The sequence below is a fragment of the Sporichthyaceae bacterium genome (assembly GCA_036269075.1).
GTDB lineage: Bacteria > Actinomycetota > Actinomycetes > Sporichthyales > Sporichthyaceae > DASQPJ01.
This window is the reverse complement of the sequence record DATASX010000069.1, coordinates 1-26243: the sequence shown is the minus strand read 5'-3', so window position 1 is coordinate 26243 and position 26243 is coordinate 1. Positions and strand designations below refer to the sequence as shown.

Here is a 26243-nt window from a genome sequence, read left to right as displayed (position 1 = left end):
CCTCAGCGAGCAGCGGACCAGAACGCGAGGATCACTACGGCCGCCGCGGCCGCCCAGAGCTCGAAGAACAGGCGCACCGGCCGGGGAGCGCCGCGCAGTTCCATGAAGTCGAGCAGGACGTAGCGTACCTTCAGGGCCGCGATCACGAAGATGCCGACGACCGCCACGTCCGGGCTGACCACGTCCTCGGACAGCACCCACGTCGACACGCAGGTCGCCGCGATCAGCATCGCCCAGACCTTGGTCACCCGCTCGCGCAGCATCAGATTCGCCTACCTCTGCAGGTACAGGAGCGGGAACAGGACGATCCACAGCAGGTCCACGAGGTGCCAGAACAGGGCGACGCACTCGAGCACGAGGTACCGCTCGCTCGTGTACGACCCGATCCTGGCCCGCTTCCAGACGTAGCCCAACGCGCAGATCCCGGCCAGCACGTGAACCAGGTGCACACCGGTGAGCAGGAAGTACCACGAGTAGAAGGTGTTGGTGGCCGGCGTCGTGCCTGAGGCCAGCTTTTCGATGTACTCAACTGTTTTGGATGCGACGAACAGCGTGCCCGTGCACGCGGCCGCAAACAGGAACTGCGGGAGCCGGTCGGTCCGATCCCGACGAACTGCCTGGATCGCCAGTGCCACGAGCCAGGAGCTGGTCAGCAGGATCAGCGTGTCCGCGCCACCGAGGTCCTTGTTCAGCGTCCGTCGGGAGACCTCGAACAGTGCCGGAGCCGCGCGACGCTCGTTCTGGAAGCTCGCGAACAGCAGCAGGAAGACCACCGCGTCGAGACCGATCACGACCCAGATGCCGTCCACGCCGGGCAAGCGCCGGTTGGTCATTGACCGAATACCTTCTAATGTTCAATAGTTGAGTTCTGTAGCTTAACTCTGCTCCGAGGACGGCGTCGATGCAGGATTCCGGCAGACTCGGCACCCAGAAGTTCGCCCTGTGGTGCAACATCGTCTTCTTCGCGCTGACCACGATCGGGTGGCTGGGGATCTCGCACTTCATCCTCCCGGCCCACGGCGACCTGGGCGCCGAGCGCACCAAGGTGTGGTTCACCCACACCCACCACTGGGGCGTGCTGGTCGGATGCACGATCTTCTACATCGCGGCGGGCCTGCTGACACCTGGTTCGATCCAGTTCGGGATCATGCTGGCGAAGATCGAGGGCCGCTGGCCGATCATGTCGCTGACCACGGCGGTGTGCGGCGTCTTCATCTCGCTGATCATCTTCCTGAACTGCTGCGCGTGGATGGTGGCTGCCTACCGCAGCGAGAGCGGCGCGGACGTCATCCAGTCCTGGTACGACTGGGCCTGGTTCGCCTTCCTGCTCGGCTGGATCTATCTCGCGATCGAGATGGTGGCCAGCGGCGTCGTGGAGCTCATGGACAAGCGACCTGAGCCGACGATTCCGCGCTGGGTCACCTGGTTCACCTTCGGTGGCGCGGCGACGCTGTTCACCGCCGCGGGGCCGGCGTTCACCAAGAGCGGGCCCTTCGCCTATCACGGCCTGCTCGCGTTCTACCTCCCCGTGGTCATCTGGGGCGCCTACCTGTTGCTGACCACCTGGTTCATGTTGAAAGAACTCGAACGGGAGCACGCAGCCAAGCCCGCTGTGTCCGAAACAGCTCCGTTGGCCGTGCCGGCGCCGGTCAGCTGAGGCGTTCCGGGGTTTCGGTGATACCGGACACGTAGGCGGCCGGCCAACCCATCTCGATGTGTGCGGTGGCTGGTCGGCCGTCCAGGGCGCCGCTCATACCGACCTCGTGCAGGACCAGGTGCTGCACCGGCATCGCCCAGCCCGCGGCGTACTTGGCCTCCATCGTGACCTCGCCGCCGGATTCGCCCTGGAATCTGGCGGTGACCTGACGGTGCATCATCTTCTCGTCCAAGTCGACCTGCACGTCCGCGTGCACGATCCGACTCAGTGCCCCGGCGCGGTTCACGTATCCGTACAGCAAGGTGTTGCCGAGGGCGTACATCTTCGTGCAGTGCACCGAGAGGCTGCCGTCCGGCGTGGCCGCGTTGATCCACTTCCAGTGGAGCATGTAGCGCCAGTCCCGGTTGCCCCACGAGTGGTCGCGGTGGCCGAAACCGGTGAACTCGACGTCCCGCCCGGGCAGCCGCAACCGGCCGGAAGTCGTGCACGATTGTTCGTACCGGTCGTGCGCCATCCAGTCCGCGCATCCACTTGCGTTGTCGTGCCAGCTGAAGGGCGCGTGCATCCCCGCGAACCGGACCTCGAGATCGAGCCCCGGCTCGGCGAAGGACAGCTGCGCGACCTTCAACGGTTCGGACTGGCGGCAATGCAACCCGCTGACCGTGAAATCGCGCAGATCGTCGCCGGAGTAAGCAGCTTCTCCTTCGAAGGACAGGTGCAGGGGCCGGGTCGGGTCCGGACCGGCGATGCAGACGAACCGGCCCCATCGGGTGCCGCCCTCGCGCCAGGCGTAGAGGAAGACCAGCAACTCCTCCTGCGGGATCGGTGCCGTGAACGCCAGGCTCTCCCGGGCCAGCGGTCCGGTGGCGGACTCCGGGTGCAGGAGGTCGTCCTCGGGTGCGAACTCCCGCAGTTTCGCCGTCATCAGTAGCTGCCCTCCGTCTCGCGGTCCCGGCCAAGTGTCTGCAGGTAGTCCTCGTGGAGCTCCATCCAGACGGTGTGCACCGACTCGCACGCCGGCGACACGAGATACTCCCAGGCCCCCGCGTCCGCACGGCCCATCGCGTCGGCGAGGCGCGGCTCGTAGGAGTCGAACCGCGGTACCGCCTCGGTGGTCCGCCGCAGAACCGGGGCCACCCGCTCGAGCAGCTTGGCGATGTCGTCCGCCAACAGCATCCGGGACTCCCCGAAGGCGCCGGCCGCCGCGGCGCAGGTCGTCTTCATCGAGCTGTTCAGCGACAGGAAACGACCGTAGACCCCAGCGAGCGCGTCGAGATCCAGGTTTGCGCGTTCGGCCACGAGTGCCTCGTCGTGACGTGTGCGGCCACGGGGCGTCAGCAGGAATCCCGCGGGGGTCGCGACCACCAGTTCGGCGTCCACGAGTTCCTGATGCCCGGTCAGTTCGCTCAGGCACCCGCGCAGGGCCAGTCTGTGCAGGGCGGGCACCCGGTCGAGCGACGGCTCCGGTGGTGTCCCCAGGCCGGTGTCCGGGACCAGGCCGAGACCCATCAGGAAGACGCCGCCAAGGGCTTGTTGCGCCTCACCGCTGCCGCTGGTCAGCGCCGGGTAGACCGCTTCGGTCAACGGCGCCAGCGCGTCGAAGTCGGCCCCGACCATCTCGTCCCAGACACCGATGGCGCGGGCGAACGGCAGGAACATCTCGCGTGCGTAGACCTTGACGCCGTTGCGCACCCGCTCGTCCCATGAGGTGTTGGCGATCGTCGTGTACAGCTCCAGCATCGCGGCGTTGCACCGCTGCACGATCGCGGCCATCTCCGGGAAGTCCAGTCTCCGAACCTGGGATACCGGGGTGTCCCAGGTGTCGCGGGCGTACACGGCAACACCCGACAGGTACTTCAGGTAGTTCTTGGGCTGGGCGAATGTCGTGGCGATGTCGTTGATCGTGATGGTCACCGGGGTCTCCGGGCGGAAGAACATCGCCTGGGTGACCGCGTAGGGCAGGCCTTTGTAGACATCGGTCCATTCGTGCACGGTCTCGTGCAGGAAGTGGTCGCGCACGAGCATGAACCCGCCGTCGGGCAGCGGGTACGGGCCGGTGTCGTTGAGAGCCGCCCGGCAGTCGTAGTGCAGCAGGAAGCCGGAAAGCTCGGTCGCGGCGTTGAAGGCGCGGAAGGCGGCCAGCTGCTCCGGGTCGTCCAGGCGGACCTCCTCATCGGCGAACCGGGTCAGCCAGTCCGGGCCGAGGACCCGGACGCTGTAGTCGCGACCGGAGACGTAACCGGGTCCCGCTCCCCACAGGCCGTACTGCAGCCGGCGCTGGAAGCCGATGATGGCGTTCTCGTTGCCACGCACGTCCGGGCCGGGGTCCTTACCCAGGGCGGCGGCGATTCCTTTGCCGATCAACGGGCACGAGCCCAGAGCCCAGATCCGGACGTGGTTGGCCTTGCTGCCGATCTCGCGCCGCGGGATGCGGCCGAGTTCGATGACCCCGTCGATGCCGATCCGCTCGGTGATCAGCTCGATCCACCGCCGGTAGGTCGCCCACTGCTGGACGAAGGCGACGGTCTCGTACTCCTGACGGGGGATCAGACCCGACTCCCCTTCGGTCTGCCTGGTCTTGATCAGGTCCCACAGGTTCCAGCCGGTGTAGGCCAGGTAGTCGTCGAGCTCGTCCGGTCGTAGGTCGCGGGCGATGTTCTCCGGGACGTTGTCCAGGACACCGGAACGCAACCGGTTGCGCAACTGCCGGTCGCCACGCGGGCCGTCGGAGATCTCGCCGCGGTAGGCGGCCATGAGCGCGGCCAACTGCTCGGCCATGGCTGCGGCGGCCGGATCCGGCTCGGTCGCGCCGGCCGCCGCGTCGCCGTAGTCGCGGTCGGTCTCGGCAATGAACGCGCGGCCCTGCGGTGCGGTGGTGACGTCGAGGCGAATGATCGCCCCGTCCGGCGGGATCGTCTCGCCGCGAGCCGAACGGACGCCCTCCGTGAAGCTCACCGACATCAGGCAGGGGATGCCGTACTCCCGGGCGAGGATGCCCAGGTGACTCTCCGGTGCCCCTTGCAGAGTCATGACTGCCTTCACGCCGGCGGCCAGCGCGGGGGTCAGGAACGTGGTGGTACCGCCACGCGCCAGCACGATCGAGTCGCGCACACCTGAGGAGGCGACGAAATCGAGCACCGCCTGCGGTGAGTCCAACCAGATCACCGGGCCCTGCACCGCCGCGTCGTACTCGAAGACCGTCATCCCGGCGCCGATCTCGGCGAACTCAGTCATGCCTCGTGCCTCCGATGCGTTGCGGGTCGTCCCGGCCCGGCCAGTTGTCGAGGGTGTCGATGTAGCGCTGTCGCAGGGTCACGACCCGCTCGTCGATGTCATTCTTGGTCCAGCCGGTGGTGCTGATCGGGGGCAGGACCACAGCCTCGACGTGACCGGATCTGATGGTGCGGGCGTTCTTCCACATGACCTCGCCGGCGTTGCGGATGACGATCGGGACGATGGGTACCCCGGCCTGCGCTGCAAGGTGGAAACCGCCCTTCTTGAACTGGCCCACGCGGGGCGTCAAGGATCTGGTTCCCTCCGGGGCGATCACCACGGACGTGCCGTGCTTGAGGATTTCCACGGCCGGACGCAGTCCGTCGACCGCGCGTCGGTGGTCGGCGCGGTCCAGGAACGTCACGCCGGCCAGGTCGAACAACGGCCCCACCACGGGCATCTGCTTGACCTCGGCCTTGGCCACCGCGGTGTAACCGGACCGGATGATCCGGGAGGTCACCAGGAAGTCGATCATCGTGCTCTGGTGGTTGAGGAAGAAGACCGCCGGCCGCACCGCCCACGCGTTGTGTTCCCCGTGCACGGTGATGCTGATGCCGGTCAGCGGTCCGGCGACGCTGTCGAACAGCGAGGTCGCGGTGTCGACGCCGGTGCGGCGGTTCCGGTTCAGGACGCCGGCCACCACACCGACGCCGGCTGCCGCCATCAGGGTGCCGAACATGGTTGCGGTGCGGACCACGGGCAGCGGGTCGAGCCGGCCGGCCTTGCCGGAGTCGAAGCGCAGCACCGGCCAACCGCTTGCCTCGGCGGCGATCGCGAGTTCCGGCTGCGGGTTGACCGCGTGGGGGTGACCGACGGCACGCAGGAGGTCGACGTCCTCGTCGCCGTTGGCGTAGGCGTGGCACTCGCCCGGATCGATGCCGTCCTCGGCCGCGAACCGCTGGACGGCGACCAGTTTTCCCTTGCCCCACAAGGTACGTCCGGCCAGGCCGCCGGTGAGCACCCCGTCGCGGACTTCCAACCGGGTGCACAACAGGTGCTCGACCTCGAGCTCGCGCGCGAACGGTGCAGCCTGGAATTGGGTTGCCGAGGTCGCGATGACAACTGTGTGCCCGGCGTTGCGATGGGCCCGCAGGATTCGGTGGGCATCGTGGAAGAGATCGCCCACCGTGCCGGACGGTCCGCCGGAGAACAGGCGTTGGCCCAGTGCCGCGATCTCTTCCTCGGGGCGCCGGGCCCAACCGCGGATGCCGTCGAGCACGAGTTCCTCGAACTGTTCCTCAGTCATCGTCGGGCCCCGCATCCGACGCAGCGTGCGCAGGATCTCGAACGGACCGATCTCGCCGTGCCGCAGTCGATGGGAGTAGATCGACCCGGCCGTGTAGCCGTCGACGATCGTCCCGTCCAGGTCGAAGAATGCTCCGACCTTCGGCCCGACGGGCCCGCGGGCGATCCGGTCCAGCAGACGAACGGTGGCTTCGTCGGTCGGCATCAGGCTCCCGTCAACGAGAGGTAGGGCCGCGCCCGACCGACAATACCGTCTAATATCCGACTATCGCCATCACGACTTTCCTCGCGCCGTTTCTCGGCGCTCAGACCCGAGTGCTGTTGTGCTTCGGCCCGTCGACCAGCAGCCTCGGGACCTCGTCCAACGGGAACCCGTCGAACGGTACCGAACTGCTGTGCGGCGGCAACTGGTTGAAGCAGGGCCGGTGGTTGGGTCCGCCGCCGTCGACCCGGATCACGCTGCCGGTGATGTAGGCCGCGGCAGGCGAGAGCAGGTAGACGATCGCCCCGGACATCTCGGCCACGTTCCCGTAGCGCTGCAACGGGATGTGCGGCGGGAACTGCAGGATCACGTCCTGCGCCGCCGGTTCGTAGGTGTCGAAACCACTGCTGGCAATGCCACCGGGCGCCACGCAGTTGACCCGCACATTGGCGTGCGCCCACTCCGAGGCCGCGCTCTGACTCAGCGTCCACATCCCGCCGCGGGCAGCGGCGGAGTGACCGTAGGCCGGCCAGCCACCCCAGATGTCGGCGATGATGTTGACGATCGCGCCGCCGTGTTCGGCCATCCATCGGTTGTACGTCTCGCGCATCATCATGAAGCCGCCGAAGAGGTTGAGCCGGACCACCGCCTCGAAGCCCTTGCTGCTGATCTCGCTGAGCGGTTGCCGATACTGTCCGCCGGCGTTGTTCACCAAGCCGTCGATCCTGCCGTGCTCGGTCAGGGTGTCGTCGATCAGAGCGATCACCTGGGATTCCTCGCGGATGTCGCAGGCGTGCACGCTGATCCGGCCGCCGTCGGCCTCGATCTCCTGGCGCACCTTGTCGAGCTTCGCGGTGTCGCGGCCCGCGACGACCACCGTGGCGCCCAGTGCGGTCAGCTCGTGCGCGGTGCAGCGGCCGATGCCGCTACCGCCGCCGGTCACCAGAAAAACCCTTCCGTCGAAGAGATCCGGCCGGAAGATCGACTGATAGGCCACGGTGTCCCTCTCGACGACGCTCGATCTATCGAATATCGAGTCCTAGACTATATGGTCGGAAGAGCGCCCGGGAAGGCGACCAATCGCGACCGGAAGAGGTTGAGCCATGACGTACGAGTCGATCAGATTTGCCGTGGCGGACGGGGTTGCCCGGGTGACCTTGGCCCAGCCCGACCGGGGCAATCCGTTCGACGTCCGATTCTGCACCGAGTTCGCGCGGATCGCGGATCGTTGCGCGACCGATCCGGCAGTGCGGTGTGTCCTGGTCGAGGCCGACGGGCCTTACTTCTCAGTCGGTCTGGATCTGAAGTCGATCGGCACCGAACTCGACGCCATGCCGGAGTGGGCGAACAACGCCAACGGGCAGATGAACCTCGCGCTGGGGCGCCTGGCCCGGGCCAATGCCCCGGTGGTCGTCGCCGTGCATGCGATGTGCGTGGGTGGTGGGGTCGCACTGGCGGCGGCCGCCGACTTCTGCATCGCCGCCACCTCCGCCCGTTTCTACGCGGCCTACTGTGGCGTCGGCCTGTCCTGCGACGTCGGCGGGACCGTCTACCTGCCTCGTCGGCTCGGGGTGCGGACCGCGGCAGAGTTCCTGATGCGCAATCAGATCTGGTCGGCCGCCGAAGCCTGCGAGCGGGGCCTGATCACGCAGGTCGTGGCGGAGGACGAGCTGTCCTCCACCGCGTACGACCTGGCGTTGGAGTTGGCGCAAGGCCCGACGGTCGCGTTCGGTGAGATCAAGAACCTGTTGCTCGACGTGTACACCCAACCGATCGAGACGCAACTGGAGCAGGAAGCCCGGGCGATGGCGCGGGTGCTGCGGACCGAGGACGCCCGCAACGCGATCGTCGAAGTGGCCGCGCGCCGCAAGGCCGTGTTCCACGGACACTGATCCCCAGGTTCATCCCTGATCGCCGAGGCCACGGCGTAGGGTGCGCAAATCGTCCACGAGCCGCTGTGTGGTCCTCTCGTCCAGATCGCCCACCCCGAACCCGATCTCGGCCAGTGCCGCGCTGGCCTCACGTGTGGTCCGCAGGCCTTTGGCCGTCAGGCGCGCGAGAACGGTCCGGCGGTCCGCGAGGTTCGGTTGCCGGGTGACCAGCTTCGCCTTCTCCAGTTGGTCGACGATCAAGGTCATGGTTGTCGGATTGACCAGCAGTGACTTGCTCAGCTGCCCCATCGGTCGCTCGCTGTTCGGCGCCAACTGGAGGGTGATCAGTACCAGGTAGCCGCTTCGGGTGAGCTTCAACTTCTTCAGCGCCCGTTCGACCACCTCGGTCATGATCACGTTCGCTCGCATCACCGAGGTCATCGCGGCAAGGCGTGCCGGAGCCGGCTCCCCGCGCTCCTGCCACTGGGCGCGCATCCACTCAATCGAATCGACGTCCTGCTGGACCGGCATCTTTCTCCTAGACCATCGTGAATCCGCCGCTCACCGAGAGCACCTGGCCGGTGACCCACGACGAGAGCGGCGAGACCAGGAACAGGGCGGCATCGGCGATGTCCTGCGGTTGTCCGAGCCGGCCCAGTGGGTAGGCGCGGGCCATCTTCTCGGCCCCGCCGGCCTGCTCGATGAACCCTGTGCTCCCAGGGGTCTGGGTGGTTCCGGGGGCGACGACATTGACGCGCACGCCGTTGCGCCCGACCTCCTTGGCGACGCTCTTCGCGAAGCCGATGAGCCCGGCTTTCGCGCCTGCGTAGACGCTCATCCAGGCCTCGCCCACACGCGCACCGTCGGAGCTCACGATGACCACCGTGCCGGAGTTGGCGACGATGTCCGGCAGGGCCACCTGGGTGACGTTGATGGTCCCGGTCAGCGTTACCCCGACCACCTTGGCGACGTCGGCGGCGGTGTGGTCGGCGAAGAGCTTGATGGCCCAGGCCGCGGCGTTGTTCACCAGGTGGTTGACCGGGCCCAAGCTTTCGCGGATCTGGGCGAAGGCGAGTTCCACGGACTCACGATCGGACACGTCCATCAGGACGGCTACCGCGGTGCCGCCGGCGGCCTCGACCTCCTTGGCCACTCGCTGTGCAGCCTCGAGCGACAGGTCGGCGACGGCGATGTGCGCCCCGGCGGCGCCGAGGGTCCGGGCAATGGCTTCGCCGATCCCGCTACCGCCGCCGGTCACCACAGCGACCTGACCGCCCAGGTCGATGGAGATGCTCATGTTTTCCCCCTCGGGTTCAGTGGCCGATCTGGTGCTTGGCGAAGTCGGGCTTGCGCTTCTCCGCGAAGGCAATCGCGCCTTCCTTGGCCTCGTCGGTCTCGGCGAAGACCTCCAGGCCGGCGATGGCCAACTGGGACAGCCCGCCCTGGTGGTCGGTGTCGGCGTTGAACGAGTGCTTGAGGAAGCGGATCGCGGTCGGGCTGTAGGCCGCGAGTTCCTCGACCCATTCCTTTGCCGCCGGGAGCAATTCCTCCTTGGGCACGACCTTGTTGACCAGGCCCCAGCGTTCGGCGGTGACTGCGTCGTACTGCTTGAGCAGGAACCAGATCTCCCGCGCGCGCTTCTCCCCGACGACCCGAGCCAGGTACGCCGAGCCGAAGCCGCCGTCGAAGGACCCGACGCGCGGGCCGGCCTGCCCGAAGGTGGCGTGCTCGGCGGCGATCGAGAGGTCGCACAGCACGTGCAGCACATGCCCGCCGCCGATCGCGATCCCGTTGACCGCGGCGATCACCGGCTTGGGCACGTCGCGGATCAGGCGGTGGAAGTAGGCGATCTCGAACAGGCCGTTGTCGGTGGGCCCGTAGTTCCCGGTCTCGGCCCGCTGCTTGACGTCACCGCCGACGCAGAAGGCCCGGTCGCCGGCGCCGGTGAGGATGATTCCGTGGACAGCCTTCTCGGCCCAGGCCCGCTTGAACGCGTGAATCAGTTCCTCGATCGTCTTGGCCCGGAAGGCATTCATGCGCTTCTCGCGGTCGATCGTGATTACCGCGGCCGGGCCGTCGACGGTGTAGGAGACGTCCTCGTACTGCATCAGCTTCTGCGCCTTCCTTCAGGACGAAATCAGAGTCGTTCGAGCACGGTCGCCGTTCCCAGACCGCCACCGCAACACATGGTGACCAAGGCACGTGCCGCGCGACCGGCGGCCAGTTCGTGCACCGCCTTGGTCGCCAGTACACATCCGGTGGCACCGAGTGGATGTCCGAGGGCGATCGCACCGCCGTTGGGATTGACGACCGCCGGGTCGGCCTTGGTCTCGGTGACGAAAGAGAGCACGATCGAGGCGAAGGCCTCGTTGATCTCAATGAGGTCCAAGTCGTCGATCGCCAGGCCGGTCCGCTCGAGCAATGCCGGCACCGCCCGATGCGGACCCAGCAACATGGTCACCGGGTCGACCCCGACCATGATCGAGTCGACCACTCTGGCCATCGGCGTCACGCCCAACCGGGCGGCCCGGCGCTCGGACATCAGCAGCACCGCCGAGGCACCGTCGGAGATCTGCGAGGACGCGGCAACCGTGTGCACGCCGCCCGGCACGACCGGCTGCAGTGCTTTCACCTGCTCCGGCACCGGTTCCCGCAGTCCTTCGTCGCGGGCCGGCTTGATCGCCTGCCCCTGCTCGTCCTCGACCGGGGCGTGCAGCAGTTGGGTGTCGAACGCTCCGCGGTCCCAGGCGTCGATCGCCCTGCGCTGGGAGGTCATCCCGAACTCGTCGGCCGCCGCACGGTCGATGCCGTACATCCCGGCGATGCGCTCCGCGGCCTGGAACTGGTTGAGGAAGTCGTAGTGCCGCTGGTACGCCTGCGGCACCGGACGACCGAGGTCGAAGTCCTTGCGGAAGTTCGACCCGATCGGCAGGCGAGTCATCGACTCCACCCCGCAGGCCAAGGCGACATCGCAGACTCCACCGGCGATCAGCGCGGCGGCGAGGGTGAACGCCTGCTGGCTGGACCCGCACTGCGCATCCACGGTCGTGGCCGCCGTCGTGGCCGGCAGACCCTCGGCCAGCCAAGCGGTCCGGGTCAGGTTGAAGGCCTGCTCGCCCACCTGCGCCACCGTGCCACCCACGATCTGACCAACCAGCGCCGGGTCCACCCCCGCAGTCTCCACCGCGGCCCGCTGGACCGCGCCGAGCAACCGGGCCGGGTGCACCCCGGCGTAACCACCGTTGCGGCGACCGAGCGGCGTCCGCACCGCTGACACCACGACTGGATATTCCATAACTGAATAATAGATGATTAGACGAGTCCGCTGTCAATCGAGGCGGGAAGCCCAGCGAGCTCGGCGATGGCCAACTGATGAGCCGTCGGCCCGCCGCCCAACGCGAGGGAGGCCCGGGCGCGACGGTAGTAGAGATGCGCGTCGTGCTCCCAGGTGAAACCGATGCCGCCGAGCAGGTGGATCGCGGCCTCGGTCTGGTCGCGGTAAGCGATTCCGGTGCGTAGTGCCACCACGTGACCGGCAAGCTCCGCCTCGGGGTCCTCCGCATCCTGGGCACAGGCGGCCCACCGCGCGCCGGCGCGCGCGGTCTGCAGGGCCGCGAACATTTCGACGCAGGCGTGGGCCACGGCCTGGAAGGAGCCGATCGGTCGGCCGAATTGTTCGCGGGTGCGGGAGTGCTCGACACAGGTGTCCACGCACCAGGAGAGTCCACCCACGGCCTCGGCGGCCAACGCGAGGCGCAGATGTCGGCCGACCTGGTCCAACGCCTCCTGACCGGTGCCGATCTCCCCCACCGCGACAGCGCGCGCGTCCTCGAACCTGACACGGCAGGTCCGGCGAGTCAGGTCCAGGCCGGGCAACTGCTCGACGGTCACCCCGGGATCGGCAAGGTCCAGCGCGAACAACGACAACCCGGCCTGCGTCGCGGCGAACAGCAGCAGGACCTGGGCGATCTGCGCAGCCATCACGTGTTCGTACTGCCCGGCCAGTGACCACCCGTGCTCGTCGCGGGTCGCCGTTACCCGGTCGCGGCGCCCAACGGGCCAGGCGATCGTGGCGGTGCTGCTCCCGTTGGCGATCCCCGGGAGCCAACGTTCGGCGGCCCTGACATCGTCCGCGACGAGGATCGCGGTGGTGGCCAACGAGGTCACGAGGAAGGGCACCGGGAACAGCGTCCGGCCGAGTTCGACGTGAACTGTGTTGACCTCGGCCCAGCCCAGGCCCAGCCCGCCGTAGCTCTCCGGGACCATGAGACCGCACAGGCCCAGCTCCGTGGTCATTGCCTTCCACGCCTGCGCGGGATGGCCGGTCCCGGAGTCCAGGCAAGCGCGCAATGCCGACGGGGGAAGGAGATCAGCGGCCAGCGAGCGCAGTGCGTCGGCCAGGTCGCGTTCGTGATCGCCCGCCACCAGCCCCGATGGGTTTCCGCTCATCGTGCGACCTTCCCGGCCCTCTCGTCGTCGCGCGGCAGTCCGAGAACGCGTTGGGCCACCGTGTTTCGGATGATCTCGTCGGTGCCGCCGCCCAGCCGGTAGCCGGGAGCACCCAGAGCGACCGAGGTCCACGCGAAGGTGCCCCACTCGCCGGCGTCGGCGACCCCGGCCGGGCCGAGGACTCCGCCCACGAAGTCACCGACGCGGCGCATGTTGTCGGACAGCCCGATCTTGTTCAGGGCGATCTCCGGGCCGGGCGCGGCACCGCTGCGCGCTCGGGCGGCCATCACCTCATTCGTCCACCGGGCCATGCGCAGGTGCGAGACCAGCTCGCCGAAGTCGCGCCGCACCGCGGGGTCATCCTGCAGATCCTGCGACCGGATCAGTCCGATGAACCGCTCGGTGGACAGGATTCCGGCGCCGCCGAACGAGCTGTTGCCCATGGCGTTGCGTTCGTGGGCCAGCGTTGTCAGCGCGATCTGCCAACCCGCGCCGACCTCACCGAGGCGGCGGTCGTCGGACACGAACACGTTGTCCAGGAAGACCTCGTTGAAGGCGGCCCCGCCGGTCATCTGACGCAACGGCCGGACCTCGACTCCGGGGGCGTGCATGTCCACGATGAACGCCGTCAGATTCTTGTGCCGGGGTTCGACGGCGGTCCGTGCGATGAGCTCCCCGATGTCGGCCAGGTGGGCGCCGGAGGTCCAGACCTTCTGGCCGGTGATCCGCCAGCCGTCGCCGTCCCGAACCGCACGGGTGCCGATCGCGGCCAGGTCCGACCCGGCGCCCGGCTCGCTGAACAGTTGACAGGCGATCGCGTCACCGGAATACATGGCAGGCAGCAGTTCTCGACGCTGTTCCTCCGTGCCGAAGCGCAGGATCGTCGGCGCGATCATGCCCAGGCTGATTGTGAGCGCGCCATCGCCGACAACGACGTAGTTGCGAAGCAGCGACTCGAAAGCCCGACGGTAGGCCGCGGGCAGGCCGGCGCCGCCGTACTCCAGGGGTCCGTCGATCCACCCGTATCCGCCGGCGCAGAGTTCGCGGCGCCACCGGCGCAACGCAGGCAGCGCATCGACCTCGACCGCGGGATCGGGCTCCTGGAAGACCCGGACCTCGTCCGGGCCGACGCCCCATTCGAATCGCCGCCGGCCGTCTTGGGCGACGCGGTCGAAGCGGGCGGCCAGCCACTGGTCGGCGACACGGGTGAAGTCCGCGAGGTCGGGACGATCGATAGTCACGGAACGAGGGTAGACAGAGATACTCTAATTGTCGAGTATCTAGAACTGGACTATCGGGCATCCTAGGTACCAGGATGGACGCATGAGTTTCCGCTGGGGAACCGAGATCGCGCCACGGTCCGGCGCGGTCCCGTTCCTGATGTACTCACCGCGCCGGACCCACGTCTGCGACCTGCTCACCGACGCCGCCCGGTGGCGCGGGCGCACTGCACTGGTCCGCGGGGAGCAACGGCTGAGCTTCGGCGAGATGTTCGACCGGGTGGAGTCCGCGGCCGGCGCGCTCCATCAGCACGGCGTACGTCCCGGCGACCGCATTCTGTTGCTGGCGCCCAATTCGGTCGAGTGGGTGGTCGCGATGTGGGCGGGCCTGCGGATCGGCGCGGTCGTCGCCCTGGGCAACGGCTGGTGGAGCGCCCCCGAGGTCGCGCACGCCACCGGACTCATCGCGCCCGCTGTGGTGCTGGCGGACCGACCGCGCCGGGACTTGATCCCGGCGGAGGTCCGCGCGCTGGACCTGGACGTCGTCTGTCTGCAGACCGATTCCGCTGCTCCGCCGCGACCGGCTGCGCCGGAGGACGGCCCCGCATTGATCGTCTTCACCGCGGGTACCACCGGCATGGCCAAGGGCGTGACGTTGGCGCACCGGTCGATCATCGCGAATCTGCACAACCTCCTGGCGATGTCCGGACGGCTGCCGCACCAGATCGATCCCGACCGGGCACCGGTGGTCAACCTGCAGAGCGGGCCGCTGTTCCACATGGGTGGCGTGCAGTCGCTGATGCTCGGCCTGCTCGGTGGTGCGACCGTAGTGTTCCTGTCCGGCCGCTTCAACCCCACCGAGGTTCTCGAACTGCTGCAACGTGAGCGGGTCACGGTGTGGGGCGCCGTGCCGACGATGGCCGCCCGGGTGCTCGAGCACCCTGAGATCGGCAAGTACGACCTGACCTCGGTCCGGTCCATCTCCATGGGCGGCGCCCCGGTCCAGCCCCAACTGGTCGAGCGGCTGCGCCGCCACTTCCTGTCGGCCAAGCGCGGGATGTCCACGATCTACGGGATGACCGAGACTGGCGGCACCGTCACCGCCGCCTCCGGGGCGTTGATGGCCGAACACCCGAGCACCGCCGGACGCCCCCTGCCGGTGGTCGAACTGCGCATCGCCGATCCGGACGACAATGGCGACGGCGAGATCGTGGTGCGCACCCCTGGTCAGATGATCGGCTACTGGGGCGAGGCCCACGCGGATATCGTCGACGCCGACGGGTTCGTCCACACCGGCGACCAAGGCCGGATCGTCGACGGATTGCTTTTCGTCACCGGTCGGCTGAAGGACCTCATCATCCGCGGCGGCGAGAACATCGCCCCGGCCCACGTCGAGGCCGCCCTGCTCACTCACCCCGCCGTGCAGAACGCCGCGGTCATCGGCCGGCCGGATGACGACCTGGGCGAAGTGGTGGCCGCCGCGGTCCAGGTGGCCCACCCCGAGGACGTCACCGAGACCGAACTGCTGGCCCACGTCCGCGAACTTGTGGCCAAGTTCGCGGTTCCCAGCCAGTGGTGGATCCGCACCGAACCGCTTCCGATGACCGTTGCCGGGAAGCTCGACAAACGTTCGCTGGCCGCCGCATGGGCAGCCTGCTCAAGAGAACTCGTGGGGCGGCCGGGACTCGAACCCGGGACCGAGGGATCATGAGGACCCCGAACGCGTGCACTAAGCGCTCCACCTGCGACTTCACGCACGGTCAGGCGGTCTGAGCCCAATCGCGCGTTCATTCCTGGCGCGACGCCGGCTTGGACCGGCCGTCCCGAATCATGTACTTCACCCGCGCCCCCTTGATGCGCCCGTTCGGCCCGGGCCCATGCCTCCCGCGCGTTGGAGTGTGCCGCGAGGGCAGTCACCTCAAGGCGGGTCCACTGTGCCAGGGCCCGGTCCCACGCCGCTTCGTCGACACCGTCGTCGAACAGCACCGCCGCGATACTTCGCCTGGTCGGGCCCGCCTCGCTCATCGTCCCAGGTCGTAGGGGTCACACCTGGGTCGCGGGGCATCTTCGGCGCCTGTGGATTGGGATGCTTCGAGCCGGGTAGACAGCTCGCGAAAACCGTGGCTGATTCAAACGCTGGGCGATACGGCCACTCCGGACGGGAGACCGAGCATGCCTCACACGATCGCAGTCGCTGCGGCTGGCCTCGCCGCGGCGATGAGTGCTGCCGGCCTGACGGCATGGGCGGGCGTCGCGGCCCCGATGACCACGGCGTCACTCGTCACGGCCTCAGCCGCCCGGAGCACCGGCCCCGCCGGCCAGGCGGGCTGCGTCTGGGCGCCGCCCCTGCCCATGGCGACGACAACCGACCCTGTAGGCCAGCCCCTTTACCCGTGCGACGGCCCTAAGTAGACCCGATCGCTTGGGTCTGTTGCACAAGCAGGTGACATCTTGCCCGGCCCACCGGTCAACCTGTCACCCATCCGTGGAGCAGACCCGACCCCGACGCCCTACGGGGGAATCACCTCGGGGTCCCCACCGCGCAACAATGTGGCTCGTAACGTGAGTCGATCGGCGCGGATGTGCATTGATTCCGCGTCCACCGGGCGCCCGTCGATCAGCCGGGTGAGTCTCTCGAAGGCGAACACCGCCGAGCCCCCTGGGATTTGCAGCAGGCCGGCCGTGTCGGGGTCGGCGATGACGGCGTGCACCGAGATCTCGGCCGAGCCCAGCCGCTGCCCGGTGATCTCCTCGATCAGGGCGAAGATGTCGCGGCCGGCGAGATCACGCTCGAGCAGACTTTCACCGATGTCGTCGGTGAGATAGGTACTGTCGAGCGAGAGCGGGATCCCGCCGAGGTGACGTAACCGTTCGATGTATACCGCTCCCTGGCCCGGCGAGAGCTCGAGCCGGCGAACGATGGCTTCGGGAGGATTCCGGACCCGGTGCGCGGCTCGGACCTCGTTGGTCACGGGCCCGGCGTCGACGAGAGCTTCGGCAAGGCCGGCGAGCCGATCCAGACCATGCCCAAGTTTCGGCATCACGATCATCGTTCCGACGCCCTGGCGACGCTCGATCAGTCGCTCCGCACGCAGCAGGCCGAGCGCTTCGCGGATCGCGTTGCGGCTGGCCCCCAACTGCTCGCTCAGGGTCCGCTCGTCGGGCAACAGATCGGAGCCGAACGTCCCCGCCGTGATCTGGTGACGCAGCACATCGGCCACATTGCGCGCGCGCTCAGCACGCGAACGCGACGCCTCCCAGCCGTCGGCCTCATCGCCGTCAGGAGCGGAACCGGCGAGGGCGTCCATCGGAAGGCTGACCTCCGCCCTTCTGCACCGATCGCGGGTTCGCGCAGTAGCGCAGGGTAACCATCGCGTATTGCGCACGAGTTACGCCGGCCGCGTCACCGATCCAAGTCCCTATGAGCAGGCAACGCTGCGCCGCGCGCCGCGAATACGCCGGCCCACTGTTCTGGGTGCGCCCCGCGACCTTGATTCAGCAGCACCAACTACCGCTGCGGACAATTCCACAGGCACGTTCCCACGTTGCGCCCGATACCAGGCAGTTCGGTGGCGGATCTACCCGAGACCACTGTATTTGCCCAGGTCAGAGGCGTTTCCCGGACCGGCGAGCGGTGGCGTAACCCGTGGGAAATTGGCGACGTCGTCGGATGTAACACGACCCGCTAAACATCCATGCCACCCCGCCAGGGCACATAGGCGAGTGATCAGAAGCCGCCATTTCCCATCGGAAGGTACCGACGTGCAGATCCCACCACCGTCGCAGCGGCGCGTGTACGAGTGCGATGTCCTGGTCATCGGCGGAGGCACCGCGGGCACCATGGCGGCGCTCACGGCAGCACAGCACGGCAGCGCAGTCCTGCTGTTGGAGAAAGCTCACGTACGTCATTCCGGAGCGTTGGCGATGGGTATGGACGGCGTGAACAACGCCGTCATTCCAGGTAAGGCCACTCCCGAGGATTACGTCGTCGACATTACTGTCGCCAACGACGGGATCGTCAATCAACGCACCATTTATCAAACAGCGACCCGTGGCTTCGACATGGTACGCCGACTGGAAAGTTATGGAGTCAAGTTCGAGAAGGACGAGCACGACGAGTACGCGGTTCGCCAGGTGCACCGCTCCGGCAGCTACGTGCTGCCGATGCCCGAGGGGCGCGACGTCAAGAAGGTCCTCTACCGGACACTGCGGGCGCGGGACGTACGTTCCCGCGTCACGATCGAGAACCGGATCATGCCGGTACGGGTTCTCACCCAGGGCGGTCGCGCCGTCGGCGCTGTCGGGTTCGACACCCGCAGCGGCGAGTTCATCACGATCACGGCGGGCGCGGTGATCCTGTCCGCCGGTGCCTGCGGCCGCCTCGGCCTGCCGGCCAGCGGATATCTCTACGGTACTTATGAGAACCCCACCAACGCGGGGGACGGATATGCGATGGCGTATCACGCGGGCGCGGAACTCAGTGGCATCGAGTGTTTCCAGATCAACCCGTTGATCAAGGATTACAACGGGCCGGCCTGTGCCTACGTGGCAAATCCGTTCGGCGGATATCAGGTAAATGCCGACGGTAATCGTTTTGTCGATTGCGACTACTGGTCGGGTCAGATGATGTCGGAATTCAAACAGGAGCTCGACAGCGCCCGGGGGCCCATCTATCTGAAGTTGTCGCACCTGCCGGATGCCACGATCACTGCAATCGAAAACATTCTGCACACCACGGAGCGACCGAGTCGCGGGACGTTCCACGCGAACCGGGGGCACGACTATCGCACTCGGGACATCGAGATGCATATTTCCGAGATCGGCCTTTGCAGCGGCCATTCCGCCTCCGGCGTGTGGATCGACGAGAACGCCGCAACCACCGTTCCTGGGTTGTACGCGGCCGGGGACATGGCGTTGGTGCCGCACAACTACATGATTGGAGCCTTCGTGTACGGCTCGATCGCCGGCGAGCATGCGGCCCGCTTCGCCGGTGACACCGCCCTGGCCACGACCTTGCCCGAGGACCAGATCCGGGCAGCACATGAACTGATCTACGGCCCCTTGGCCTACCCCGACGGCCCACCTCAGCCGCAGGTCGAATACAAGCTGCGCCGGTTCGTCAACGACTATCTGCAACCGCCCAAGACCGCGCACTACCTCGAGCGCGGTCTGGAAAGTTTCGAGCGGATGCGGACCGAGATCGCCACGATGGGCGCACGGACTCCGCACGAGTTGATGCGCTGCGCCGAGGTCAGCTTCATCCGGGACTGCGCCGAGATGGCGGCCCGGTCCTCCCTCACTCGGACCGAGAGCCGATGGGGCCTCTACCACCAACGCGCCGATCTGCCCCGCCGGGACGATGCCCGCTGGTTCTGCCATCTGAACCTGCGCAAGGACGAGGCCGGGCAGATGGAGATGCTCACCCGACCGGTCGCGCCGTACATCGTGCCGGTCCCCGGGTTCATCCGCCCGGACGGCGTCGCGGACGAGGCTGCACCTGAGCTGGTCGGCGCAGCGAAGGCGTGGGCGTGACCATGACCTCGAGCCGAATCCTCGCGCTGCTGGAACTGGCCGACGAGTGTCCCTCCGAGGACGAGCTGGCCGGGTTCCTCAACGATCCCGATCCGGATGTGCGCCGGACCGCACTCAGCGTCCTCAGCGAGGCCACCGAGGACTGGACCATCTCCTCGCCGATCTTCGCGCGGGCCCTGGACGACACCGACGAATCCGTCCGCGAACAGGCCGTCGATCTGCTGGGCGAGTTGCGCGAGGTCCTGGTCGCCGGACCGGAGTTCGCCCAGGCCCTACGCGATGCGGCCGCTCACCCGGAGGCCGTCATCCGGGTGGCCGCCATCGGAGCCTTGTGGCGCCACCGGCTCTGCCTGGTGCCCGAGCTGAGCCGCTGGCTGCGTGATCCGGAGCCGCAGGTGCGCGGTGAGGTCGTGCTCGGCCTGGTGTCCCTGGATGCCCTCGACCTGCTGGGCCAGGCGGCCACCGACACCAGTTCCGCTGTCCGACTCGCCGCCGCACGCGGCATCGCCGCCGTTGGCGATCCCCGCGGAACGGCCACCCTGATCGCCTTGGCGGGCGATCCCGAACTGCTGGTCCGAGCCGCCGCGCTGAGCGGCATGTCCCAGACCGGATGCAGCACCGAGGCGGCGCTGATCGCCCAGGCCGCGCTGGGCGAATCCGCCTGGCAGGTCCGCCAGGGCGCCGCCAACGCGCTTTCGGCGGCCGATCCCGGTGAGAGCGCGCACGCCCTCATCGGGGCCGCCAACGACGACAACCTCGACGTGCGCAAGGCGGCGATCAAAGCCCTGGGCTCCTGGTTGCCTGCACGCCCCGAGCTGCGGGCGGTGCTGGAGGCCGCGCAGAACGATCTCGACGCCGACGTACGTGCCTACGCGCGAATGAGCCTGCACCCGAATCCGTGAAGGGATCTGACCCATGACACTGGTGACACAGCAACGAAGTGACGTACCGGTCACCGTCGATGAGACGAGATGCATCGACGGCTGCACCCTCTGTGTGGACATGTGCCCGCTGGACTCCCTCGCCATCCATCCGGACAGCGGCAAGGCCTACATGCACGTCGACGAGTGCTGGTACTGCGGCCCTTGCGCAGCCAGGTGCCCGGTCGGCGCCGTCACCGTCAACATCCCCTTCCTGCTCCGATGACGCGGCCCAGCCTGACCCGGGGACGGGTCCGGACCGGCGCAGCCGGACTGCTGGCCACCAGTCTGCTCGCGGCCGGCTGCACGGCCAGTTCGGCAGCCGCATCGACGGTCACCGTCGATGTCGGCTACCAGTCCAAGACGATAAACACGATCAACGCCGGAACACTGCTACGCGACCGGGGCACCTTCGAGGCCAAGCTTGCCGCGTTGGGCAAGACGACCGGCACCACCTACAGCGTCCACTGGTTGGACTTCCCATCCGGTCCCCCGTTGACCGCGCAGATGCTCGCGGACAAGGTCGACATCGGTTCGATGGGCGATTACCCGACCCTGGTGAACGGTTCCAAGACCGCTCAGTACGCGGACTCCAAATCCGAACTGATCGGGATCACCGGCTACAACCTGCGCGGATCACTGAACCAGATCGTTGTCCCGCCGGACTCCCCGGCGCACACCCTCGCCGATCTGCGCGGCCAGGTGATCTCCACCAGCATCGGCTCCGCAGCCCACGGCATGATCGCCAACGCCGTGGGGCATGTCGGGATGAGCCTCTCCGATGTCCGGCTGCTCAACCAGGAGCCATCGGTCGGGGCCTCGGCGCTGATGAACCATCAGGTTGCGGCGCTGGGGCAATTCGTTCCCTGGCCGCAGTTGATGGTGTTCCGCAAGCAGGGACGGTTGCTCTACGACGGAGGCACCAACAACGTCGCAACCTTCCATGCGGTGCTTGCCCGGCAGTCCTATGCCAAGGCGCACCCGGAGGTGATGCAGGCCTTCCTGGAATCGGTGAAGGACACCTCGGACTACATCAACGCGCAGCCCCTGGCGGCGGCGCAACGGGTCGCGACGATCACCGGGATCGAGCCCGAGGTCGTCTACCTCTACAACGGACCGAACGGGCTGGTGACCTTCGACCCGACGATAAAACAACCGTTGACCGATGCGATGGCCACCGACCTGCCGTTCCTCAAGGACCTGGGATCGGTGACGAATCTCGACCTCGGCCAGTTCGTCAACGACCAGTACGTGCGGGCGGCCTACGGGGCCGGCTACGACACCACCCGCGCGAGCCTCACCGACCCGGACACCCTGCACGGCACCGACACCGCCTGCAACCTGCCCGTGGACAACCCGCGCACCGCTTCGGAGGTCTGGTTCGCCGGACAGGACGTCACCTCCCTTGCCGCAAGCCCAACCTGCGCCCTGCAGCAGATCGCCACACATACCGGCGCCGTCCGCGCGGCCTACGTTCCGGACACCGTCACCGGCACCCGGTTGTTCGCCGACGCGGCCGTCTGGGTCCTCGACCCGACCGCGGAGCCCGCTTCCCGGTTGCTGCCCTTCGCGCTGGACACCGACGCTGCCGGCTATGTGATCAGTCACCCGCAAGCCCGCCAGATGGACTATCCGAGCGCCCTTGCCCGCTTCGCCGCCGCGTGATTCCAAGCGCCACCCAAGATCGCGCATTCGACCCGGAGGACAGGATGACCCCGCGACCATCGCCCGCGCTCGACGCCGGCCCGATCAACTCAGCCGCGGAGGCGTCACCACGACCACCTGCCACGGGCGCCTACTCCCTCGGAGCACCGCGTGCTCGGACGGGCCTCGGGCGGACCTGGGCTCCGGGTGTCGCGGGACCGATCCGGCATCTTCGCGGGTATGCCGCAGGGCTGCTGCTCAGACTCCTTCCGGTGATCGCCGTGCTGGCGCTGTGGCAACTGCTCACCGCCAACCACGTCCACCTGTGGTTGAACTTCACCAAGTTGCCGACACCGACCGAGGTGTTCTCCGAGCTTCAGGCGCAGCTGAAAAGTGGGACGTACTACCGCAACCTGCTCTCCAGCATGGAGCGGATCGTGATCGGCTTCGAGCTGGCCGCGGTGACCGGCGTGCTCGTGGGTATTGCCGTAGGCCGCTCCCGCCTCGCCGCCTGCGCGCTGCGACCACTGATCGAGATCGCCCGCCCGATCCCCGCAATCGCCCTGGTGCCCCTCGCGATCCTGCTGTTCCCCAGCAGCGAGGAAGGCATCATCTTCATTACCTACTTCGCGGCGTTCTTCCCCGTGGTCGTCAGCACCATCCACGCGATGCAGGCCTTGCCGACTGTGTGGGAGGACGCCGCGCGCACCATGGGTGCCGGGCGAGTCTCGATCCTGCTGAATGTGGTGATCCCGGGGGCCCTGCCGGGGATCTTCGCCGGCCTGTCGGTCGCGATGGGGGTGTCCTGGATCTGCGTGATCAGCGCCGAAATGATTTCGGGCCAGTTCGGGATCGGCTATTACACCTGGCAGTCCTACGGGCTGCTCGACTACGCCGGGGTCGTGGTGGGGATGTTGTCCATCGGGGCGCTGGGGTTCCTCACCTCGTGGGTCATCGAACGAGTCGGCGCCCGGGTGAATCGTTGGCTGCCCAGGGGCGCCCGATGATCCCCCCCGACGAAGCTTCCGATACCACGACGGTGGGCGCCCATGTCGCACTCGCCGACTTACGGATCGGGTTCGGCAACATGCTCGCCGCACACGTCGACCTCGACGTCGCACCCGGTGAGATCGTCGTGCTGCTCGGTCCGTCCGGCTGCGGCAAATCCACCATCCTGCGAACACTGGCCGGACTGCTGCGCCAGACCTCGGGCACCGCCGAGGTCGACGGGGCCCCGGTCGGCGGGTCCACCAGCCGCTGCGCCATGGTCTTCCAGGAGGACGCTCTGCTCCCCTGGCGATCGGCTCGAGGCAATGTCGAGTACGCCCTCAGACTCCGCGGGGTGGACCGGGCACACCGCCGCGCCGAGGCCCGCGCCCTCCTCGCCCAGGTCGGCCTCGAGGAGTTCGCCGAGCACCTGCCCGGCCAGCTTTCGGGCGGAATGCGGCAGCGGGTCCAACTGGCTCGGACCCTCGCCACCCGCCCGCGGGTCCTGCTCATGGACGAACCGTTCGCGGCGCTGGACGCGCAGACTCGCTCAGAGATGCAGCAGCTGCTGATCACCGTCTGGGAGCACTACCGCACCACCATTCTGTTCGTCACCCACGACGTCAGTGAGGCCCTCTTGCTGGCCGACCGGGTCGTCCTGCTGAGCCCCCGACCCGCTCGGGTCACCGGGACCATCGACCTCCCGAATCCGCGGCGTCCCGGCGCCCAGTTCGAACCGGAGTTCGCGCGGCGGCGTTACGAGATCCTCGCGCACCTGGCCCAGACCCCAGCCGACGCGATGGCCGCCCAACAAGTCTGAACCGGCGATCATGTGCCGCTGCGGTCGTCTCCTCACCCACCTGAAGGAAAGCACCATGACCTACGTCATCGGATCGGCCTGCGTGGATGTCACCGACCGCGCGTGCATGGACGAATGCCCCGTGGACTGCATCTATGTCGGCGGCCGCATGGCCTACGTGAACCCGGAGGAGTGCATCGACTGCAGCGCCTGCGAGCCGGTGTGCCCCGTCGAGGCCATCACACCACTCGACGACGTCGTCGACGCCGCGTTCATCGAGGAGAACGCTCGTTTCTTCACCGAAGCACTGCCCGGGCGCCCCAAGCCGCTCGGCACACCCGGCGGTGCCACCAAACTCGGCCGGATCGGTGCCGACACGGCATTCGTCACCGCTTATCTGGCCTCATGACCACCACAGCAGACATCCGGACACGGACGCCACCCACGACCGAGCAGGTGCAGGCCGCGCTGGCCACCGTCAACGACCCGGAAATCAGAAAGCCGCTGACCGAGCTGGGCATGGTGAAGGACGTCACCATCGACTCGACCGGACTGGTCACCGTCACCCTCTACCTGACTGTGGCCGGATGCCCGCTCAAACAGACACTCACCCGCGACACCACCGCCGCCGTCAGCTCCATCGAGGGCGTGCGCGCGGTAGTTGTCGTGATGGACGTGATGAGCGATGAACAACGAACCGCGCTGCGCCGCCGACTGCGCGGGGATCAGGACGAGCCGGTGATCCCGTTCGCCCAACCCGGTTCGCTCACCAAGGTGTACTGCATCGCCTCCGGCAAAGGTGGCGTCGGGAAGTCCAGCGTCACAGTCAACCTCGCCGCCGCCCTCGCCGCGCGTGGACTGTCGGTCGGCGTGCTCGACGCTGACATCCACGGCCACTCGGTGCCCAGGATGCTCGGGGTCACAGCCACCCCCACCCAGGTCGAGAAGATGATCATGCCTCCGGTGGCCCACGGCATCAAGGTGATCTCCGTGGGGATGTTCACCGACGGCAACGCCCCTGTCATCTGGCGCGGACCGATGCTGCACCGGGCACTGAACCAGTTCCTGGCCGATGTGTTCTGGGGCGACCTGGACGTGCTGCTGCTCGATCTGCCACCAGGCACGGGCGACGTGGCGATCTCCCTGGCCCAGCTGTTGCCGAGCGCCGAGATCATCGTGGTCACCACCCCGCAACCAGCCGCGGCGGAGGTGGCCGAGCGCGCCGGGTCGATTGCCAAGCAAACCGGCCAGCGAGTCGTGGGCGTCATCGAGAACATGTCCTGGCTGACGCTGGCGGACGGCACCCGTGACGCCATCTTCGGCGCCGGCGGAGGACAACTGGTCGCCGACGCACTCACCCGGGAACTCGGGATGCACGTGCCGCTGCTGGGCCAGGTCCCGATGGAAAGGGGACTGCGCGCGGGAGGCGACACCGGCCACCCGCTGGTCCTGGCCGACCCGTCCAGCCCAGCCGCCGCGGTGCTGATCTCCGTGGCGCAGCGACTGCGCTCGCGCCGGCACGGCCTCGCCGGCCGGCGCCTGGCCGTCAGCCCGGTGGAGAAATCGCATTCAAGGACAGCACCGTGAGCATCCACCACGGCGCGACGCGGAGCACTGACGTCGCCATGCACTTGCACACCAACGAACGGCCGACCCTCGCCGAGCGTTTGTTGATCCGGTCGAACGTCTTGCGTCCTGGGTGCGCCGGTACTGGTAGTCCTCCCAGCCGTGCCGGGTAAAGGTGATGTTCACGTGGCCTTGGTCGAGCGCCCGGTGGCGGCCACGCCGCCTCATTTATATCTGACATACCGTCAGGTCAACCAGGACTCTGGTTCCTGGAGGCGGAGTCCCGTCGGTGGCGCAGCGTGGCAAGGCTCTTGACCCCGACTCCGGTGCGGCAGCGATTGCTGCTCAGCCCGGCCCGGCCTCGTTCGGCCCGCGGCTCGTGGCGGCTGCTTCTGCGCGCTGAGCAGCCAGAACGGCGGTGTCGACCCGCTGGTGCAGTGCCTCGTGACGCTCATGCATGGCGTGCAGAAGTCCGGCGATCTCGGCCGACCGGGTTCGGTCCCGCTTGACCAGATGCACGGTCATACCGGCGGCGATGCACGCCCCGAGATCCGAGGTCACGTTGGTGTAGTTGCCGCCGATCAGCTCCGCCTTGGCGCTCACGTCGACCCCGAACAGCGGCAGCACGACGAGATAGATGCCCAGCAGCGCGAGGAAGATGATGTGGGCGTGGCTCGACAACGCCCGGGGCACGGCAGCCATCAGCCTTCCCATCGGCCCCTCCGGGTCGAGTTGCGCGTCCACCGCCTGACTCGGGGGATCCTCGGGGACAGCAGTTGTGGTTTCCATCGTCTTCCTCCACCGGTTCGGGGGCCCTGCTCGGTAACGGTCCTCGGCGAGGAAACCGGACCTCACTTGCTAAACGGAGGCTCCTCCGC

General features: G+C 67.8%; 25 protein-coding genes. 11 read left to right on the top strand and 14 right to left on the bottom strand.

The features are described 5' to 3' along the window. Window positions 1-2 precede the first annotated feature (2 nt). Entirely contained in the window at window positions 3-263 is a 261-nt protein-coding gene (locus VHU88_11895) for a cytochrome C oxidase subunit IV family protein (GenBank protein ID HEX3612378.1), read from the bottom strand. Between the two features lie 9 nt (window positions 264-272). Then, complete coding sequence (locus VHU88_11890) at window positions 273-833, bottom strand: cytochrome c oxidase subunit 3 (protein ID HEX3612377.1); 561 nt, start codon at window positions 831-833, stop codon at window positions 273-275. A gap of 68 nt (window positions 834-901) precedes the next feature. Here VHU88_11890 and VHU88_11885 point away from each other — a divergent pair, with 68 nt between their 5' ends. Further along, window positions 902-1657, top strand: coding sequence for a hypothetical protein (locus VHU88_11885; GenBank protein HEX3612376.1), 756 nt, complete (start codon window positions 902-904; stop codon window positions 1655-1657). Here the strand turns inward: VHU88_11885 and VHU88_11880 are convergent. The 4 genes from VHU88_11880 to VHU88_11865 all read right to left on the bottom strand — a co-directional run bounded on the left by VHU88_11880 (window position 1650) and on the right by VHU88_11865 (window position 7320). After that, entirely contained in the window at window positions 1650-2582 is a 933-nt protein-coding gene (locus VHU88_11880) for a hypothetical protein (GenBank protein HEX3612375.1), read from the bottom strand. The two genes, VHU88_11885 and VHU88_11880, sit on opposite strands and share 8 nt — an antisense overlap. Next, entirely contained in the window at window positions 2582-4891 is a 2310-nt protein-coding gene (locus VHU88_11875) for a PEP-utilizing enzyme (protein ID HEX3612374.1), read from the bottom strand. Before VHU88_11875 ends, VHU88_11880 begins: the two co-directional genes overlap by 1 nt. Then, the gene (locus VHU88_11870; protein ID HEX3612373.1) at window positions 4884-6380 is read right to left on the bottom strand and encodes an HAD-IB family hydrolase; all 1497 of its coding nucleotides are present in this window, start codon (window positions 6378-6380) and stop codon (window positions 4884-4886) included. The genes VHU88_11875 and VHU88_11870 overlap by 8 nt, the downstream gene beginning before the upstream one ends. Before the next feature lie 100 nt (window positions 6381-6480). After that, window positions 6481-7320, bottom strand: coding sequence for an SDR family oxidoreductase (locus VHU88_11865; protein ID HEX3612372.1), 840 nt, complete (start codon window positions 7318-7320; stop codon window positions 6481-6483). Window positions 7321-7480: 160 nt separating this feature from the next. Here VHU88_11865 and VHU88_11860 point away from each other — a divergent pair, with 160 nt between their 5' ends. Further along, the gene (locus VHU88_11860; GenBank protein HEX3612371.1) at window positions 7481-8269 is read left to right on the top strand and encodes an enoyl-CoA hydratase/isomerase family protein; all 789 of its coding nucleotides are present in this window, start codon (window positions 7481-7483) and stop codon (window positions 8267-8269) included. 9 nt (window positions 8270-8278) lie between these two features. Here VHU88_11860 and VHU88_11855 read toward each other — a convergent pair whose 3' ends face one another. Genes VHU88_11855 through VHU88_11830 form a run of 6 tightly spaced genes read right to left on the bottom strand, consistent with a single transcriptional unit; the run spans window position 8279 to window position 13938 of the window. Continuing rightward, window positions 8279-8779 carry a MarR family transcriptional regulator gene (locus VHU88_11855; GenBank protein HEX3612370.1) on the bottom strand — a complete coding sequence of 167 codons (501 nt, stop codon included), beginning with the start codon at window positions 8777-8779 and terminating at the stop codon, window positions 8279-8281. Between the two features lie 7 nt (window positions 8780-8786). Then, the gene (locus VHU88_11850) at window positions 8787-9545 is read right to left on the bottom strand and encodes an SDR family NAD(P)-dependent oxidoreductase (GenBank protein HEX3612369.1); all 759 of its coding nucleotides are present in this window, start codon (window positions 9543-9545) and stop codon (window positions 8787-8789) included. A 16-nt stretch (window positions 9546-9561) separates the two neighbouring features. Continuing rightward, window positions 9562-10356: an enoyl-CoA hydratase-related protein gene (locus tag VHU88_11845; GenBank protein ID HEX3612368.1), complete on the bottom strand. Its 795-nt coding sequence runs from the start codon at window positions 10354-10356 to the stop codon at window positions 9562-9564. A 29-nt stretch (window positions 10357-10385) separates the two neighbouring features. After that, on the bottom strand, window positions 10386-11543 hold the full coding sequence (locus VHU88_11840) for an acetyl-CoA C-acyltransferase (GenBank protein ID HEX3612367.1): 1158 nt from the start codon (window positions 11541-11543) through the stop codon (window positions 10386-10388). Between the two features lie 17 nt (window positions 11544-11560). Beyond that, the gene (locus VHU88_11835) at window positions 11561-12697 is read right to left on the bottom strand and encodes an acyl-CoA dehydrogenase family protein (protein HEX3612366.1); all 1137 of its coding nucleotides are present in this window, start codon (window positions 12695-12697) and stop codon (window positions 11561-11563) included. Beyond that, window positions 12694-13938 (bottom strand): acyl-CoA dehydrogenase family protein, encoded by a 1245-nt coding sequence (locus tag VHU88_11830; protein HEX3612365.1) that lies wholly within the window; start codon window positions 13936-13938, stop codon window positions 12694-12696. Before VHU88_11830 ends, VHU88_11835 begins: the two co-directional genes overlap by 4 nt. 82 nt (window positions 13939-14020) lie before the next feature. Here VHU88_11830 and VHU88_11825 point away from each other — a divergent pair, with 82 nt between their 5' ends. After that, entirely contained in the window at window positions 14021-15628 is a 1608-nt protein-coding gene (locus VHU88_11825; protein ID HEX3612364.1) for a class I adenylate-forming enzyme family protein, read from the top strand. A gap of 799 nt (window positions 15629-16427) precedes the next feature. Here VHU88_11825 and VHU88_11820 read toward each other — a convergent pair. Continuing rightward, window positions 16428-17225, bottom strand: a complete 798-nt coding sequence (locus VHU88_11820) for a GntR family transcriptional regulator (protein HEX3612363.1) — start codon at window positions 17223-17225, stop codon at window positions 16428-16430. Between the two features lie 454 nt (window positions 17226-17679). Between VHU88_11820 and VHU88_11815 the strand changes: the two genes are divergently transcribed. The 8 genes from VHU88_11815 (at window position 17680) to VHU88_11780 (ending at window position 25386) form a co-directional block, all read left to right on the top strand. Then, window positions 17680-19449: a fumarate reductase/succinate dehydrogenase flavoprotein subunit gene (locus VHU88_11815; GenBank protein ID HEX3612362.1), complete on the top strand. Its 1770-nt coding sequence runs from the start codon at window positions 17680-17682 to the stop codon at window positions 19447-19449. A gap of 2 nt (window positions 19450-19451) precedes the next feature. Next, window positions 19452-20351: a HEAT repeat domain-containing protein gene (locus tag VHU88_11810; protein HEX3612361.1), complete on the top strand. Its 900-nt coding sequence runs from the start codon at window positions 19452-19454 to the stop codon at window positions 20349-20351. Between the two features lie 13 nt (window positions 20352-20364). Then, on the top strand, window positions 20365-20595 hold the full coding sequence (locus VHU88_11805) for a ferredoxin family protein (GenBank protein HEX3612360.1): 231 nt from the start codon (window positions 20365-20367) through the stop codon (window positions 20593-20595). Further along, entirely contained in the window at window positions 20592-22034 is a 1443-nt protein-coding gene (locus VHU88_11800) for an ABC transporter substrate-binding protein (protein HEX3612359.1), read from the top strand. The genes VHU88_11805 and VHU88_11800 overlap by 4 nt, the downstream gene beginning before the upstream one ends. 251 nt (window positions 22035-22285) lie before the next feature. Then, complete coding sequence (locus VHU88_11795) at window positions 22286-23020, top strand: ABC transporter permease (protein HEX3612358.1); 735 nt, start codon at window positions 22286-22288, stop codon at window positions 23018-23020. Then, a complete protein-coding gene (locus VHU88_11790; protein ID HEX3612357.1) occupies window positions 23017-23820 on the top strand; it encodes an ABC transporter ATP-binding protein in 804 nt (267 codons plus the stop codon). The genes VHU88_11795 and VHU88_11790 overlap by 4 nt, the downstream gene beginning before the upstream one ends. 55 nt (window positions 23821-23875) lie before the next feature. Further along, window positions 23876-24208 (top strand): ferredoxin, encoded by a 333-nt coding sequence (gene fdxA / locus VHU88_11785; protein HEX3612356.1) that lies wholly within the window; start codon window positions 23876-23878, stop codon window positions 24206-24208. Next, window positions 24205-25386, top strand: a complete 1182-nt coding sequence (locus VHU88_11780) for an Mrp/NBP35 family ATP-binding protein (protein HEX3612355.1) — start codon at window positions 24205-24207, stop codon at window positions 25384-25386. The genes fdxA and VHU88_11780 overlap by 4 nt, the downstream gene beginning before the upstream one ends. Before the next feature lie 324 nt (window positions 25387-25710). Here VHU88_11780 and VHU88_11775 read toward each other — a convergent pair whose 3' ends face one another. After that, window positions 25711-26154, bottom strand: a complete 444-nt coding sequence (locus VHU88_11775; GenBank protein HEX3612354.1) for a hypothetical protein — start codon at window positions 26152-26154, stop codon at window positions 25711-25713. Window positions 26155-26243: the final 89 nt, after the last annotated feature.

What these genes read in the sequence shown, in the direction of transcription:
- VHU88_11895 (HEX3612378.1), bottom strand. Translation starts at nt 263, where the DNA reads ATGCTGCGCGAGCGGGTGACCAAGGTCTGGGCGATGCTGATCGCGGCG.
- VHU88_11890 (HEX3612377.1), bottom strand. Translation starts at nt 833, where the DNA reads ATGACCAACCGGCGCTTGCCCGGCGTGGACGGCATCTGGGTCGTGATC.
- VHU88_11885 (HEX3612376.1), top strand. Translation starts at nt 902, where the DNA reads ATGCAGGATTCCGGCAGACTCGGCACCCAGAAGTTCGCCCTGTGGTGC.
- VHU88_11880 (HEX3612375.1), bottom strand. Translation starts at nt 2,582, where the DNA reads ATGACGGCGAAACTGCGGGAGTTCGCACCCGAGGACGACCTCCTGCAC.
- VHU88_11875 (HEX3612374.1), bottom strand. Translation starts at nt 4,891, where the DNA reads ATGACTGAGTTCGCCGAGATCGGCGCCGGGATGACGGTCTTCGAGTAC.
- VHU88_11870 (HEX3612373.1), bottom strand. Translation starts at nt 6,380, where the DNA reads ATGCCGACCGACGAAGCCACCGTTCGTCTGCTGGACCGGATCGCCCGC.
- VHU88_11860 (HEX3612371.1), top strand. Translation starts at nt 7,481, where the DNA reads ATGACGTACGAGTCGATCAGATTTGCCGTGGCGGACGGGGTTGCCCGG.
- VHU88_11855 (HEX3612370.1), bottom strand. Translation starts at nt 8,779, where the DNA reads ATGCCGGTCCAGCAGGACGTCGATTCGATTGAGTGGATGCGCGCCCAG.
- VHU88_11850 (HEX3612369.1), bottom strand. Translation starts at nt 9,545, where the DNA reads ATGAGCATCTCCATCGACCTGGGCGGTCAGGTCGCTGTGGTGACCGGC.
- VHU88_11845 (HEX3612368.1), bottom strand. Translation starts at nt 10,356, where the DNA reads ATGCAGTACGAGGACGTCTCCTACACCGTCGACGGCCCGGCCGCGGTA.
- VHU88_11840 (HEX3612367.1), bottom strand. Translation starts at nt 11,543, where the DNA reads ATGGAATATCCAGTCGTGGTGTCAGCGGTGCGGACGCCGCTCGGTCGC.
- VHU88_11835 (HEX3612366.1), bottom strand. Translation starts at nt 12,697, where the DNA reads ATGAGCGGAAACCCATCGGGGCTGGTGGCGGGCGATCACGAACGCGAC.
- VHU88_11825 (HEX3612364.1), top strand. Translation starts at nt 14,021, where the DNA reads ATGAGTTTCCGCTGGGGAACCGAGATCGCGCCACGGTCCGGCGCGGTC.
- VHU88_11820 (HEX3612363.1), bottom strand. Translation starts at nt 17,225, where the DNA reads ATGGACGCCCTCGCCGGTTCCGCTCCTGACGGCGATGAGGCCGACGGC.
- VHU88_11810 (HEX3612361.1), top strand. Translation starts at nt 19,452, where the DNA reads ATGACCTCGAGCCGAATCCTCGCGCTGCTGGAACTGGCCGACGAGTGT.
- VHU88_11805 (HEX3612360.1), top strand. Translation starts at nt 20,365, where the DNA reads ATGACACTGGTGACACAGCAACGAAGTGACGTACCGGTCACCGTCGAT.
- VHU88_11800 (HEX3612359.1), top strand. Translation starts at nt 20,592, where the DNA reads ATGACGCGGCCCAGCCTGACCCGGGGACGGGTCCGGACCGGCGCAGCC.
- VHU88_11790 (HEX3612357.1), top strand. Translation starts at nt 23,017, where the DNA reads ATGATCCCCCCCGACGAAGCTTCCGATACCACGACGGTGGGCGCCCAT.
- fdxA (HEX3612356.1), top strand. Translation starts at nt 23,876, where the DNA reads ATGACCTACGTCATCGGATCGGCCTGCGTGGATGTCACCGACCGCGCG.
- VHU88_11780 (HEX3612355.1), top strand. Translation starts at nt 24,205, where the DNA reads ATGACCACCACAGCAGACATCCGGACACGGACGCCACCCACGACCGAG.
- VHU88_11775 (HEX3612354.1), bottom strand. Translation starts at nt 26,154, where the DNA reads ATGGAAACCACAACTGCTGTCCCCGAGGATCCCCCGAGTCAGGCGGTG.